13 protein-coding genes are annotated in these 13,992 nt (G+C 38.8%); 11 read left to right on the forward strand and 2 right to left on the reverse strand.

What is annotated here, in order from left to right:
* Positions 1-22 precede the first annotated feature (22 nt).
* Together GQR52_RS13865 and GQR52_RS13870 are read right to left on the reverse strand one after the other, a co-directional pair.
* Positions 23-2,473, reverse strand: a complete 2,451-nt coding sequence (locus GQR52_RS13865) for a TonB-dependent receptor (protein ID WP_165728830.1) — start codon at positions 2,471-2,473, stop codon at positions 23-25.
* 614 nt (positions 2,474-3,087) lie between these two features.
* Positions 3,088-3,513: a hypothetical protein gene (locus GQR52_RS13870; RefSeq protein WP_165728831.1), complete on the reverse strand. Its 426-nt coding sequence runs from the start codon at positions 3,511-3,513 to the stop codon at positions 3,088-3,090.
* A 340-nt stretch (positions 3,514-3,853) separates the two neighbouring features.
* On the opposite strand from GQR52_RS13870, the gene ccoN reads away from it, so the two are divergent.
* The 11 genes from ccoN (at position 3,854) to ttcA (ending at position 13,973) form a co-directional block, all read left to right on the forward strand.
* Complete coding sequence (gene ccoN / locus GQR52_RS13875) at positions 3,854-5,287, forward strand: cytochrome-c oxidase, cbb3-type subunit I (RefSeq protein WP_024594372.1); 1,434 nt, start codon at positions 3,854-3,856, stop codon at positions 5,285-5,287.
* 12 nt (positions 5,288-5,299) lie between these two features.
* Positions 5,300-5,974 (forward strand): cytochrome-c oxidase, cbb3-type subunit II, encoded by a 675-nt coding sequence (gene ccoO, locus GQR52_RS13880; protein ID WP_010554062.1) that lies wholly within the window; start codon positions 5,300-5,302, stop codon positions 5,972-5,974.
* Between the two features lie 6 nt (positions 5,975-5,980).
* A complete protein-coding gene (locus tag GQR52_RS13885; RefSeq protein ID WP_010554061.1) occupies positions 5,981-6,166 on the forward strand; it encodes a cbb3-type cytochrome c oxidase subunit 3 in 186 nt (61 codons plus the stop codon).
* Positions 6,163-7,197: a cytochrome-c oxidase, cbb3-type subunit III gene (gene ccoP / locus GQR52_RS13890; RefSeq protein ID WP_165728832.1), complete on the forward strand. Its 1,035-nt coding sequence runs from the start codon at positions 6,163-6,165 to the stop codon at positions 7,195-7,197. Before GQR52_RS13885 ends, ccoP begins: the two co-directional genes overlap by 4 nt.
* A 149-nt stretch (positions 7,198-7,346) precedes the next feature.
* Positions 7,347-7,838, forward strand: a complete 492-nt coding sequence (locus GQR52_RS13895) for a FixH family protein (RefSeq protein WP_101216175.1) — start codon at positions 7,347-7,349, stop codon at positions 7,836-7,838.
* 8 nt (positions 7,839-7,846) lie between these two features.
* Positions 7,847-10,222, forward strand: coding sequence for a heavy metal translocating P-type ATPase (locus tag GQR52_RS13900; protein ID WP_165728833.1), 2,376 nt, complete (start codon positions 7,847-7,849; stop codon positions 10,220-10,222).
* Complete coding sequence (gene ccoS, locus GQR52_RS13905) at positions 10,219-10,386, forward strand: cbb3-type cytochrome oxidase assembly protein CcoS (RefSeq protein ID WP_002963071.1); 168 nt, start codon at positions 10,219-10,221, stop codon at positions 10,384-10,386. The genes GQR52_RS13900 and ccoS overlap by 4 nt, the downstream gene beginning before the upstream one ends.
* Positions 10,379-11,050, forward strand: coding sequence for a sulfite exporter TauE/SafE family protein (locus GQR52_RS13910; protein ID WP_165728834.1), 672 nt, complete (start codon positions 10,379-10,381; stop codon positions 11,048-11,050). Before ccoS ends, GQR52_RS13910 begins: the two co-directional genes overlap by 8 nt.
* 70 nt (positions 11,051-11,120) lie before the next feature.
* A complete protein-coding gene (locus GQR52_RS13915) occupies positions 11,121-11,867 on the forward strand; it encodes an FNR family transcription factor (protein ID WP_165728835.1) in 747 nt (248 codons plus the stop codon).
* 94 nt (positions 11,868-11,961) lie between these two features.
* Positions 11,962-12,888: a universal stress protein UspE gene (gene uspE, locus GQR52_RS13920; protein ID WP_007585634.1), complete on the forward strand. Its 927-nt coding sequence runs from the start codon at positions 11,962-11,964 to the stop codon at positions 12,886-12,888.
* 170 nt (positions 12,889-13,058) lie between these two features.
* Positions 13,059-13,973 carry a tRNA 2-thiocytidine(32) synthetase TtcA gene (ttcA, locus tag GQR52_RS13925; protein ID WP_007585631.1) on the forward strand — a complete coding sequence of 305 codons (915 nt, stop codon included), beginning with the start codon at positions 13,059-13,061 and terminating at the stop codon, positions 13,971-13,973.
* The last annotated feature ends 19 nt before the right edge of the window (positions 13,974-13,992 follow it).

A 13,992-nucleotide genomic window follows, 5' to 3' on the forward strand; every position in this document is an offset into this window, starting at 1 on the left:
CTTAATACGATTAATGTGCTAGTTAAAACTTGTAGTTTACACTTGCAAAAACACGTGAACCAATTACATCATAAACTTCTGGAACAGTACCCATATCGTTACCACCTAATACTTTCTCAGGCTCTTTATCGAAAATGTTGTTCATGCCACCAGTAAATCGTAATGCATCATTCAAGTTGTAGCTCATTGAAATATCGTGGTAAATAACGTTGTCAGTACTAAAGTTTTCACCGTAGTAGTCACCATCCATTCCACGAAGGAATCTTGCGTTATAAAGGATATTTAATGAATCAGTTAGATCGTAATTAACTGAAAGGTTAGACTTTATTTTAGAGTAACCACCGATGTTGCCATCAATAGTACCTGTGTAATTAATGTCATCTTCTTCAAACTTAATTAAATAAGTTGTATCAAGGTTTATACGGTAGTTATCTGCAGAGTAGCTAATATTCCAATCAACACCTGACGTTTCTTGAGAACCTACGTTAGTTAGTGCTGAACTTAGGTTAGATAAGTCACCAGATTGTGTGATGTTTACTGATGAACATGATTCTGAGTCACCTGCAAAACAGCTATTCATTTCGTTTTGAACATCTAAGCGAGTAATCGCATTAGTAATATCAAACTTCCAGTAATCTAGAGTTGTTGATAAACCGTCAGCTACTTCCCAAACCATACCAAAAGTGAAAGAGCGACTTTCTTCGGCTTTAAGATCGTTATCACTTGTGTAGTTTACAAGTATTTGAGCATCTTGTTCGTTGCCCCATGGATCAGCTAGGTAATCGTACGAACCTGAGTTACCACCAAACAGTTCCGATACGTTTGGTGCTCTAAAGCCAGTAGCTAATACAGAACGAACCATAAACTCTTCAGTTACATTCCACGTTGCACCAAGTTTCCACGTTGTTTCGCCACCAAAGGTAGAGTAGTTATCGTAGCGAGCAGCACCTTCAAGGGTAACAGTCTCTAATACCGGCATAGATGTTTCAAAGTAGATAGACTGTACTGAGAAATCACCTTCAGTTGGATCTTGTTGTGCAGCTGTGCTCTCACCAAGCTGAGTAATTAGATCTGGTGTGTAGTAACCACTTTCAAAGCGGTTTTCTACACCGATTGCGTAACCAATATCACTTTCTGTTACTGCGCTATAACCAGCTGAAAGAATAAATTGCTCGTTACCACCTTCGTTTGACTCAGTATAAATTGAATCGTTAGATGTTAATAAGCTACGATCTAAAGAATCACCGCTGAACCAAAGAGCTTGGTTTGCATAAATGCTTTCTTCAACTCGACTTGCATTAATTGAGTTTTGAACTTTATCTTTTGAGTCATTACGGCCGTAAGTTGCACTTACATCCCAGCTTGCATCGTTATCTAATAAACCTTGTAATGCAACAGATACACGGTAAGTGTCAGTTTCTTGCTCATAAATACGAGGACCAGCATCAACCATTCTTCTTCTGTACTCTAAAGAGTCAACAAGATCGCCTGTATCTGCGTCACGGAAGCTATCTGTGTAAGTTGAATCCAAGCTAGAAGTACTTAAATCAATACTTGCTGGTTGTGGTGCAAGTTGTTGATTAGATTCACGACGTGTATACATCAAATCAACATTAAATGTAGTGTCTGAGTCTAGCTCTTTGTCAAAACTAGTAAATAAGCTGTATAGCTCATTCGGTGTTTGAGCATAGCTTGATGTTGTGAAGTCGTATGAAGTAGTTCTATCTGCAAAAACACCATTACCCTGGTAAGTTCTGCCGCCCAGTGTTCCTTCAGGGATAAATGAAGACTCGCCAGGCTCTACAAAACGACGATCCGACTGAATTACTTCACCACGGTTTGAGTATTGAGCACCAACAACTAAGTTGCCATCGGCAATATTCATTCCGTGTAATAAACTAACACCGTAGTTATTGCCATCACCTTTTGTAGTGCGGCTGCCTTCAACGTTTAACTCTGAACCTTCAAAATCTTTCTTTGTTATGATGTTAACAACACCAGCAATAGCATCAGAGCCATATACTGCAGACGCGCCGTCTTTTAAGATTTCGATAGATTTGATCATTGCTACAGGAATGGTATTTAAATCAACAGAAGAATCTGCGCCGGTACCTGAAGAAACCATACGACGACCGTTTAGGAGTACTAACGTACGTTGTGAACCCATACCACGTAAGTTTACTGTTGCTGAACCGCCAGAACCATTATTACTTGAAGCGCCTAAGCTAATACCAGCAGCTGATGGCTGAGTAGAAAGTATGTCAGCAACAGATGTGAAACCACTTTTTGCAATGAAGTCATCACCGATAACTGTGATTGGGCTTGCTGTTTCCATATCAGTACGGTTAATACGAGAGCCCGTCACCTGAATTTTTTCAATTGATGTAGCTGCTTCGTCAGCCGCTAAAACTTGCACACTTGAGAACATTGGTATTGCTGCAATTACAGCTAAGCCAAGAGTTGATTTTTTCATGAAAGAACCCTACTTGTTGAAGTTTACCTTTATTGGTAATGCTCACTTGTTATAAGAATAGTGAGTCAGATGGGCAACTTAGGCGCCTTTAACTGAACGAAAACTTAACGCCAGTGCGTTTTTTATCAACCAACAAAATAGAAAAACTCTTTTGGGGACATACGTTACAACTTGTTTCATTGTTAACTAATAAATACACTTAAATATCAATAGCATAAACAATTTAAGATACTTAAATAACACAGTTGAAACCAAACTGGTCAACTTTGTAATTCAATGTAACTAATCGAATCATGTACCAAATTCAGATAAATTAACAAGTTAATCACAGCAAATTATTAAAACCGCAAAACTAAATGTTAATTACTAACCGAATTTACCCATGTTTGGTGCTTAAATAGCTTTATTTGACTACTTTGCGGTTTTTTTGATTAGACTTTTTGTTCAGCCACAATTAAAACTGTGTCTTTATTGAATTAGTTTCATATTATAAAAACTTAATTGGCTACTTGATTCAAATAGCAGTTTTAGTGATCTTCTCGCTTGAATAATCGTATGGATAACAATGCAAATTGCTAATGGTAAATGGATTGCATGAAAGTTAGGTATTGAGCCTAATACGTTACATAAAAGGAGTAATTTAGTGTTTGTATTAAAGAGGTTGTATTATCTTTGACTGTTAGCTCTAAATTCCAGAGCATATTTTGCTCAGAACAAATGCCAACCATGGTATTACTCTGCCACAGGCCATCATGTTTTTTAAATTGCTGAGGAATGTAACCCATATACATAGTAATGCCTTTAAGCTTGGCACCTTCAATTGTAAGGTTTGTTGGCAAATCACTAAAAATAGTAAATGGAGTTTCGGGAGAAAGGGTTTTCTCGCTTAACCATACTTTAACATCATTTGAAAAAGTACAAGGCAAATTGGCTGTGCATGTGACATTTTCTAGAAACTTTTCATCTGTATTTTTGGAAAAATCACATGCTGTTAATAAAAAAAATATCGCCGTGAATAAACTTAATCTATATATAAGCATAACAATTTCGCACTAAAGAAAAACAAATACTAATAATCGCGACTGCAAATAACAAGTGCGAGTGTTACTATTAAGCCAAATTAGGCACAAACTGTATCAAAAAATAAACAACAAGCTCACAAACATTGATTGATGTCATAATTTTATGTAATTGACCTATCTTTTTTAGGCCAAAAAATTTATCATTTCACCCGCAAAAAATAAGGGTTTCTCAAGTTTTTTTTCTGAAGCTTTCATGTATTGAAAGTTTTAGATAACACGCCTGGGGAAAATAGTAGGCCCCACTTTTAAAGGTGGGTAATTCATTTCTAAACGCATTTATTGCAGCGGAAGCCAGAAAATGAGCCAAACAGTAGCATCACAAACTGAGTATAACTATAAGGTTGTACGCCAATTCGCTATTATGACAGTGATTTGGGGCATCGTTGGCATGAGTATTGGGGTTCTGATTGCTGCCCAATTAGCTTGGCCAGCACTTAACTTTGATACACCATGGTTAACTTACTCTCGACTACGTCCGTTACACACGAACGCAGTAATTTTCGCATTTGGTACTAGTGCACTTTTTGCGACGTCTTATTACGTCGTACAACGTACTTGTCAAACGCGTCTTTTCTCAGACAAACTCGCCGCCTTTTCTTTTTGGGGCTGGCAGCTCGTTATTGTATTAGCAGTAATAACGCTACCTTTAGGTATTACTAGCTCAAAAGAATATGCAGAACTTGAATGGCCAATCGATATTTTAATCGCTGTGGTTTGGATTGTTTACGCTGTTGTATTTTTTGGTACTTTAATTAAGCGTAAAGTGTCGCACATTTATGTTGCTAACTGGTTCTACGCTGGCTTTATTATTACTGTTGCAGTGCTTCATATTGTAAACAGCATGGCAGTGCCTGTGTCGTTAACTAAATCATACTCAATCTATGCAGGTGCGGTAGATGCGATGGTTCAGTGGTGGTATGGACATAACGCTGTAGGCTTCCTACTAACTGCTGGTTTCTTGGGTATGATGTATTACTTTGTACCAAAACAAGCAGGTCGCCCAGTGTATTCATACCGTTTATCGGTAGTTCACTTTTGGGCTTTAATTTCATTATATATCTGGGCTGGTCCTCATCACCTTCATTACACAGCGCTTCCTGATTGGACGCAAAGTTTAGGTATGGTTATGTCTATTATCCTATTCGTACCGTCTTGGGGTGGTATGATTAACGGTATTATGACGCTATCTGGCGCGTGGCATAAACTACGTACCGACCCAGTACTGCGTTTCTTAGTTGTTTCATTGTCTTTCTACGGTATGTCTACGTTTGAAGGTCCTATGATGGCAATTAAATCTGTAAATGCGTTATCTCACTACACAGATTGGACAATCGGCCACGTACACTCAGGTGCGCTAGGTTGGGTTGCTATGATTTCAATTGGTGCTATTTATCACTTGATCCCTGCATTATTCGCGCAAGGTCGTATGTATAGCGTTAAATTGGTTAATACCCACTTCTGGTTACACACTGTAGGTGTTGTTTTATACATCGTTGCAATGTGGATTTCAGGCGTAATGCAAGGTCTAATGTGGCGCGCAGTAAATGCTGACGGTACATTGATGTACAGCTTTGTGCAGTCTTTAGAAGCGTCGCATCCTTTCTATATCATGCGCTTTGTAGGCGGTGTATTCATCGTAACGGGTATGTTAGTTATGGCTTATAACGTTTACCGCACTATTTCAGCTGAGAAAGAATCTCTGAAACTAGACGCGCAAGCACAATTAGCATAACGGAGTGAGATGATGAGCAAAAAAAATTCACAAAACAAACATGAAATAGTAGAAAAGAACGTTGGCCTTATGGCTATCCTGACTGTTTTTGCTATTAGCTTTGGCGCGTTAGTTGAGATCACTCCGCTAATGTTTCAAGACGATACAACTAAACCAGTGGAGGGTTTACGCCCTCTTAACGCTTTAGAAATGGAAGGTCGTGATCTTTACGTGCGTGAAGGTTGTTCTAACTGTCACTCACAAATGATTCGTCCTTTTCGTGATGAAGTTGAGCGTTATGGTCACTACTCTGTAGCAGGCGAATCAGTATGGGATCATCCGTTTTTATGGGGTTCTAAACGTACTGGCCCTGACTTGGCTCGTGTTGGTAAGCGCTACTCGGACGATTGGCATTATGCTCACTTAGTTGATCCACGTGCTGTGGTTCCTGAGTCAAACATGCCAGGCTTTCCTTGGTTGGCAGAGAATACGGTTGATACAAGCCTTACTCTGAAAAAACTACAACTTTTCCGTGATACTTTTGCTATTAACCCAGAAAACCCAAAACATCCGGGTTTAGGTTATGGCGATGATGCAGAGCTTCAAGCAGATGTTGATAAAGTTAATGCTATGAATGATGGCAAAGGCGCAACAGAAATCCAAGCTCTCATCGCGTATTTACAGCAACTTGGTACCCACTTGAAGTAAAAAATTATGGATTACGGAACATACAGAGGTATTTTGACTCTGGTAATTTTAGTATTGTTTATTGTGATTGTTGCATGGGCATATAGCAAGCGAAGCAAAACTCGTTTTGACAGCGCCGCTAATGCCATTTTCGAAGATGAAAAAAAACATGACAACACACTCTCTAACGAGGAAAAGGAGTCTGAAAAATGACTAGCTTTTGGAGTATTTGGGTTATTGTATTAACCCTTGCATGCTTATGCATCATTTTTGGCCTGTTAGTTTGGAACTTAAAAAACTACGCTGGCGTAAAGGAAGGTGAAAGCTGTGGACATGAATTTGACGGCATTGAAGAGCTAAATAATCCACTACCAAAATGGTGGACTTACATGTTTTTCGCAACTTTTGCTTGGTCGGTATATTACCTTGCAGCTTTCCCAGGTTTAGGTAACTGGGAAGGTTTTGGTAAATGGACTAGTTCTAATCAAGGTATTACGTCTTTAGCTGAATCTAAAAAAGCAGTTGCAGAGGCAAAAGCGGATGGTCGCTTTGTAAAACTTGATAAAGAGTACGAAGCTGCAGAAGAGCGCTTTGGTCCTATTTTTAATAAACTTGCACAAGTACCCGTTTTAGATTTAGTTAATTCTAAATTTGAAGGTGATGCAGCGCAGCAAGTAGCACTTGATAATGATAATAAACATGAGCAAACAGATGGCCAAGTAGCCATTGAAATTGGTCAGCGTTTATTCTCACAAAACTGTGCGCAATGTCATGGCTCTGATGCACGTGGTGGTACTGGCTTCCCTAACCTAACTGATAAAGATTGGTTATATGGCGGAACACCTGACAAAATTAAAGAAACACTTCTTTATGGTCGTATTGCAGCAATGCCAGCTTGGGGTCCTGCTCTTGGCGAACAAGGCGTTAAAGAAATGACAGCACATGTGCTGAGCCTTTCTGGTCGTACTGTTAACCAAAAAGACGCAGACGCAGGTGCCGCTAAGTTTGCAATGTGTGCCGCATGTCATGGTGCTGACGGTAAAGGGTCGGTTGCACATAACCTACCATTTGGCGCGCCTAACCTGACTGATAACATTTGGTTATATGGTGGTTCTCAACGTGCTGTTGAAGAAACGCTTAACCACGGCCGTGCCGGTGTAATGCCTGCATGGAAAGACATTTTAGGTGAAGATAAGATTCACTTATTAACTGCCTATGTTTACAGTTTATCGCAAGATAAATAAGCACGCGGTTAATAAAATGTTTATAAATTAATTTATTTAATTCAATAGATTAATCCAGATCAAAAAAGCCTCCACTGTGAGGCTTTTTTTTAGTCTTTTACGTATAATTCCTATAAAATAACGCTTCCTAAACTTACTTTAGAGACACTATGCAACCTACTCCGTGGTATAAAAATTTTTGGCCTTGGTTTTTAATCTTTTTTCCGTTAGTTGCCATTATTGGCTGTATTAGCTTATTTATTACAGCAATAGGTAACGGCCCAGACATGGTTGTTGACGACTACTATAAAAAAGGTAAAGCAATAAACTTAGAACTGACTAAGTTTGAAAAAGCAAAGGCACTTTATTTACATGGCGAATTAAATGTAACCAACGACCGTGTAAGCTTTAAGTTTACAAAAGGCGACAGCAGTAACGTGCATGTATTAAAGCTCTCGTTTTATCATCGCACCATTAAAGCGCATGACTTTGAAGCAACACTTACTCCTAATGCCAATCAGGAATTTACTGCATTACTTAATGAGTATACACAAGGCGCCTACTCAGTATTTATTGAGCCAATAGATGGCAGTTGGAAAATGAAAGAAAATATAACGTTACCAACTGAACAAACCGTTTTAGTTACTCCTAATTATAAGTAGTAATAACTATGTCTAACTCTTGCTTTCATTGCCTTGAAAGTGTGCCAAACGGATTTAACGCAAACGTTATAATTGACGATATAGCTCAGCCAATGTGTTGCATTGGCTGCCAAGCTGTTGCACAAAATATTGTTGACCAAGGTATGACCGATTACTACAAATACCGCACCGTACGTGCCGGTAAAGTAGAACAGCTAGTACCTGAGCAACTCGCATTTATAAAAAGTTATGACAACGAAGATATTCAAGACGAATTTATAGCTACTAACGATAATATCTCAGAGGTATTACTGAGCGTTGAAGGTATAACCTGCGCTGCTTGTGCATGGCTTATCGAAAAACAACTTTTAAACTTAAATACTGTAAAACGGGTTGATGTAAATACATCCACCAACCGCGCGATGATCCTATGGGATAAAACCAACACTCCATTGAGTGAAGTTATTACTTCCCTAGCTAAAATTGGCTACAAAGCATACCCGTTTCAATCAGATGTTGAAGCTCAGCAAAAACAACAAACTGCCAAAGCCTATATTCGCCGCTTAGGTGTTGCTGGTTTAATGACCATGCAAGTTATGATGTTTGCATTTGCCATGTACTTTGGCATGTTCTCGGGTATGGATAGCAATTTTGAACAGTATTTTAGATGGATAAGTTTAATACTTGCATCTCCCGTTGTTTTATACAGCGCACTGCCCTTTCTGACCAATGCTATAAATGGCTTAAAAGCAAAACATCTCAATATGGATTTACCCGTATCACTGGCTATTTTTGGCGCATTCGGTGCAAGTTGTTACGCCACATTTATGCAAGTGGGCGAGGTCTATTTTGAATCTGTGTGTATGTTTACCTTTTTACTGTTATTAGGTAAATATCTTGAATTTAGAGCGCGTTTAAAAGCGAGCGAATTTACTGCCAACTTACAAAAACTACTGCCATTAACAGCGCGTACCATTAACGAAAGTGGCGAAGAGCTTATAATTGCAGCAAAAAAACTAAAACTTAATGACATCGTACTTATTAAAGCGGGTGAGACAATTCCTGCCGATGGCGAACTTATTAAAGGTAAAACCACGGTTGATGAGTCTATGATGACCGGTGAACATAAACCCGTAACTAAATTTATTGGTCACAATGTTTATGCCGGTTGCGTTAACCACGACGGCGTTATTGAAATAAAAATCAATAAAATTGGCCAAAATACACTTTTAAATCAAATTATACGCCTACAACACAACGCACTCACTAAGCGGCCTAAGCTGGTTGAAATTACTGATAAAGTAGCACAGTGGTTTATTGCGTGTTTACTCATATTTGCTTCGCTTACTGCTATTGGTTGGTACCAAATTGATCCTGAACACGCATTTTGGATCACTATTTCGGTTTTAGTTGCTACCTGCCCGTGTGCCCTGAGTTTAGCCATACCTACCGCGCTCACATGTGCAGTGGCAACGCTTACCCGCAAAGGCGTATTAATAAAACAAGCGCATGTGCTCGAAACGCTCTCACAAATTACTTTATTTGCATTTGATAAAACAGGCACACTTACGCAAGGTAAATTTAGCCTTGATGAAGTAGATATAATCGATAAACAGTATACAAAAGCTCAAGTGCTAGATATGGCAGCCATGCTAGAGCGTTATTCTGAGCACCCTATCGCCAGTGCATTTGATGAGTTTACGCCAGCTCACCGCAGTCTTAATAACGTTGAAGTACACCCAGGGCTGGGAATTAGCGCACAAGATGCAACTAATCATTACGCAATTGGTAAAAGTGGTTGGTTTAATAGCAAAAAATCGAATGCACAAGCGAGCTTGTATATAAATAAGCAAGTTGTTGCACGCTTTTACTTTGTTGATAAAGTAAAAAGCGATGCTAAAAAGCTTATAGACTCACTTCAATCGCAAAACTTAACGTGTCACATGTTAACCGGTGACGCGTCAGATGCTGGGCAAAAAGTATCAAAGCAACTTAAACTTGAAAGTGTGCAATTTGGATGTTCTCCACAAGATAAACAAACCGCCGTTGAGCAATGGTCTTCACAAAATGAAGTCGTTGCAATGGTAGGTGATGGTGTAAACGACAGCCCGGTATTTGCTAGTGCGCACTTATCTATTGCTATGGAAACCGGTGCAGACATATCAAAAAATAGCGCCGATGTAGTGCTTCTTAATAGCGATTTAGCCTCCATTGGTCACTTACTTAATGTAGCAAAACAAACCAGACGTATTATTAAGCAAAATCTTGCGCTGTCTTTATTGTATAATGCTTCAATATTACCACTGGCAGCGTTGGGCTTAGTTGCTCCTTGGATGGCTGTTATTGGCATGTCTGCCAGCTCAATTATTGTGATTAGTAATTCACTAAGGCTATTAAAGTTATGAGCATAATTTACATTTTGATCCCTATCGCCATTTTATTCGTCATTATTGCTATTGGTGTTTTCTTTTGGGCAGTGAAAAGCGAGCAGTTTTCGGATTTAAACAAGCAAGGTCACAGCATTTTGTTTGAAGACGACAAAGAGCAACATAACAAAAGTAATGATTGACCCTCTTTATACCAGCGCATTCTTAATGGGTCTAATAGGTAGCGGACATTGCATTGCTATGTGCGGTGGTATAGCAAGCTCATTACAACTGGCAAGTGATAAACGTAAAACATTTACCTATTCATTTGCTTATAATATTGGCCGTGCACTGAGCTACATGGCAGCAGGTGCGCTTGTTGCAGGAATTAGTAGCCAATTTGCACGGCAAAATACGTCTTTTTCTTTAGCCCTTTCATTCATTGCTGCTATTTTTATGCTCCTCGTTGGCGTGTATATAATGCGCTTAGGGCCCACTTTGCAATGGCTTGAAAAGGTTGGTAAAACCTTAGTGTGGCAGCATATTGTTAAGCTCAACAAATATTTAATGCCTATTAACTCCCCTTTTAAAGCCCTAGGTTACGGTGCTTTGTGGGGATGGCTGCCATGCGGACTTGTTTATTCAGCGCTTACATGGGCAATGACTAGCCCAAGTGCTTTAGATGGTGCTTTAGTGATGCTTTGTTTTGCTTTGGGTACTTTTCCGGCAATGATTACGTTAGGCGTTACTGCACAAAAACTAAATACTATTATTAACCATCCATGGACTCGTATTGTATTAGGCAGTGTTATAATTTGGTATGGTATCTACTTATTGATTATTGCAACTGACAAGCTGGTACATTAATCTCTTCGCAGTATTAACCTTTTATGGTTATTTTGCAGTCGTGTGTATAAAAATTTAAACGGATTAAATTATGGATTTCTCTCAAAGTCGCGCTAAAGGTAATTGTGCTATTAGCTGTAATAACTGCAGTATTAGTCAATTGTGTTTGCCATTTTCACTTAATGGCCAAGAAATGGATAAGCTTGACGAAATTATTGAGCGAAAAAAACCACTGCATAAAGGCGACTATCTATTTGAATCAGGCGCACCGCTGCAAGCTATTTATGCGGTACGCTCTGGCTCATTTAAATCATACACATTATCAGAGCAAGGCGATGAGCAAATTACTGGTTTTCATTTAGCAGGCGACTTAGTGGGTTTTGACGCTATAAGTAAAATGGCGCATCAAAGCTTTTCGCAAGCACTGGAAACGTCAATGGTATGCGAAATTCCATTTGACACGCTTGATGAACTTGCTGGTAAATTACCAAAACTTCGCCAACAAATAATGCGTTTAATGAGCAGCGAAATTACATACGATCAAGAAATGCTGTTATTACTTAATAAAAAATCAGCAGAAGAGCGCCTAGCTAGTTTTATTTATAACTTATCTGAGCGCTTTGGCGAGCGTGGTTTTTCACGTAAAGAATTTAGATTTACAATGACTCGCGGTGAAATAGGCAACTACCTAGGCCTAACTGTAGAAACGATTAGTCGTTTATTAAGTCGTTTTCAAAAAGCTGACTTAATTAAAGTAGAAGGTAAATTTATTACTATTTTAGATAATGATGCGTTAGCTAAAACTGCAGCAATAGTAAAACCTCGTCAAATTAAATAGTTTGATTTAGAACAACAATTTATATGCTACCCCTTTAACTGTTTTATATTTACGTTACACTAAATGTACACCCGTTATGTAAATGGAGTAGCATATGAACACTATTAAACGCATTATTGCGGTTATTGACCCCACCAAAGATGATCAACACGGTTTAGCACGTTCAATAGATTTAGCTAAAAAATCTGGCGCAAGTATTACCGCCTTTATGACGGTTTACGACTTCTCTTACGAAATGACAACTATGCTATCTGGCGATGAACGCGAAGCAATGCGCGATGCCGTACTAAAAGATCGCCAGCTATGGCTAAACGATTTAGTGTCCCCTTACAAAGATATAAATATTGAAACCCAAGTGGTTTGGCATAATCGTCCTTACGAAGCCATAATCGATACTGTCATTGATGAAAAGTACGATTTAGTAATTAAAGGCACACATCAACATGGTGCACTTAAATCAGTTATTTTTACCCCGACCGATTGGCACTTAGTACGCAAATGCCCAGCCCCGGTATTATTTGTAAAAGAAATGGCATGGCCAGCAAACGGTAATATTTTAGCTGCTGTAAATGCGGTTAGTGAAAACGAAGAACATGTAGCACTTAATAAACGCGTTATTAAAGACGCACAATATTTATGTGAACTTGCCAACGCAAAACTTAATTTAGTTAATGCCTACCCTGCAACTCCTATTAATATTGCCATCGAAATTCCTGAGTTTAACCCAGGACTTTATAACGAATCAGTTAAAAAGCATCATCATGAATCAACCAATGCACTTGCTGCAGAGTTTAATTTAAACCCAGAGCAATGTTTTATTGAAGAAGGCCTGCCAGAGGATGTAATCCCTGATGTAGCGAAGCGGTTAAATAGCGAATTAGTTGTTATTGGTACTGTAGGCCGCACGGGCTTAAGTGCCGCTCTTGTAGGTAATACAGCAGAGCATGTAATTGATAGCCTAGACTGTGATGTACTGGCACTCAAACCCGATGGTTACGTGAGCCCTATGGCAAAGGATTAATTTTAAGCTTTATGTGCAAGTTATAAGCGAGTTATTTTTACGTGTTAATAAGGCATGTTTAAATCAATTTTAATTACATCCTAAACTCGCATATTCAGGTGGTTTGGGTATAATACGCCCCTTTATTTTTAGCAAATAACTTTGCTGTATTGTTTTACTAGGGGGCGTAATTGTCACACTCAGATCAAGCTAAAGCTCAATTTAACTTAAATAAGCTGCAAAAGCGTTTACGTCGCCAAACTGGTCAAGCCGTTATGGACTTCAATATGATTGAAGAGGGTGACCGTATAATGGTATGTCTTTCTGGCGGCAAAGACAGCTACACAATGCTTGAAATGCTTCAACATTTAAAACGTGTAGCACCTATAAAGTTTGACCTAGTTGTTGTAAATCTTGATCAAAAACAACCTGATTTTCCTGAGCATGTTTTACCCCAGTATCTTGATAAATTAAATGTTGAATACAAAATTGTAGAAGAAGATACTTACAGTATTGTTACCGATATTATCCCTGAAGGTAAAACAACGTGTTCACTTTGCTCACGCTTACGTCGTGGTATTTTATACCGCACAGCAAAAGAGCTAGGCGCTACTAAAATAGCCCTTGGGCATCACCGTGACGACATGATTGAAACATTGTTTTTAAATATGTTTTACGGCGGAAAGCTAAAAAGTATGCCGGCTAAATTAATGAGTGATAACGGCGAGCATATGGTTATTCGCCCACTTGCATACTGTAAAGAAAGCGACATAAGCCAATACGCATTTGTACAAGGTTACCCTATCATTCCGTGTAACCTATGTGGCTCGCAAGAAAACTTACAGCGTAAACATACAAAAACAATGCTCGCTAAATGGGATGCGGAGCACCCAGGTCGTATTGAAAGCATTTTTACAGCAATGCAAAACATAGTGCCTTCACATTTAGCTGACGCCGACTTGTTTGATTTTAAAAACTTACAAACAGGTGAAGTAATTGATGGTGGCGATATAGCCCTTGATAAACCAGATATTCCTAAAGTGCCTGTTGCTAATGAGCTTGATGAACAAGAAGCGCCAAGTGTAGTTACTATAAATCTAAGCTAACAAATTTAAGGGGGTTGTA

Origin of the sequence: Pseudoalteromonas sp. 31A1 (genome assembly GCF_011378815.1) — a bacterium.
Lineage (GTDB): Bacteria > Pseudomonadota > Gammaproteobacteria > Enterobacterales > Alteromonadaceae > Pseudoalteromonas > Pseudoalteromonas arctica.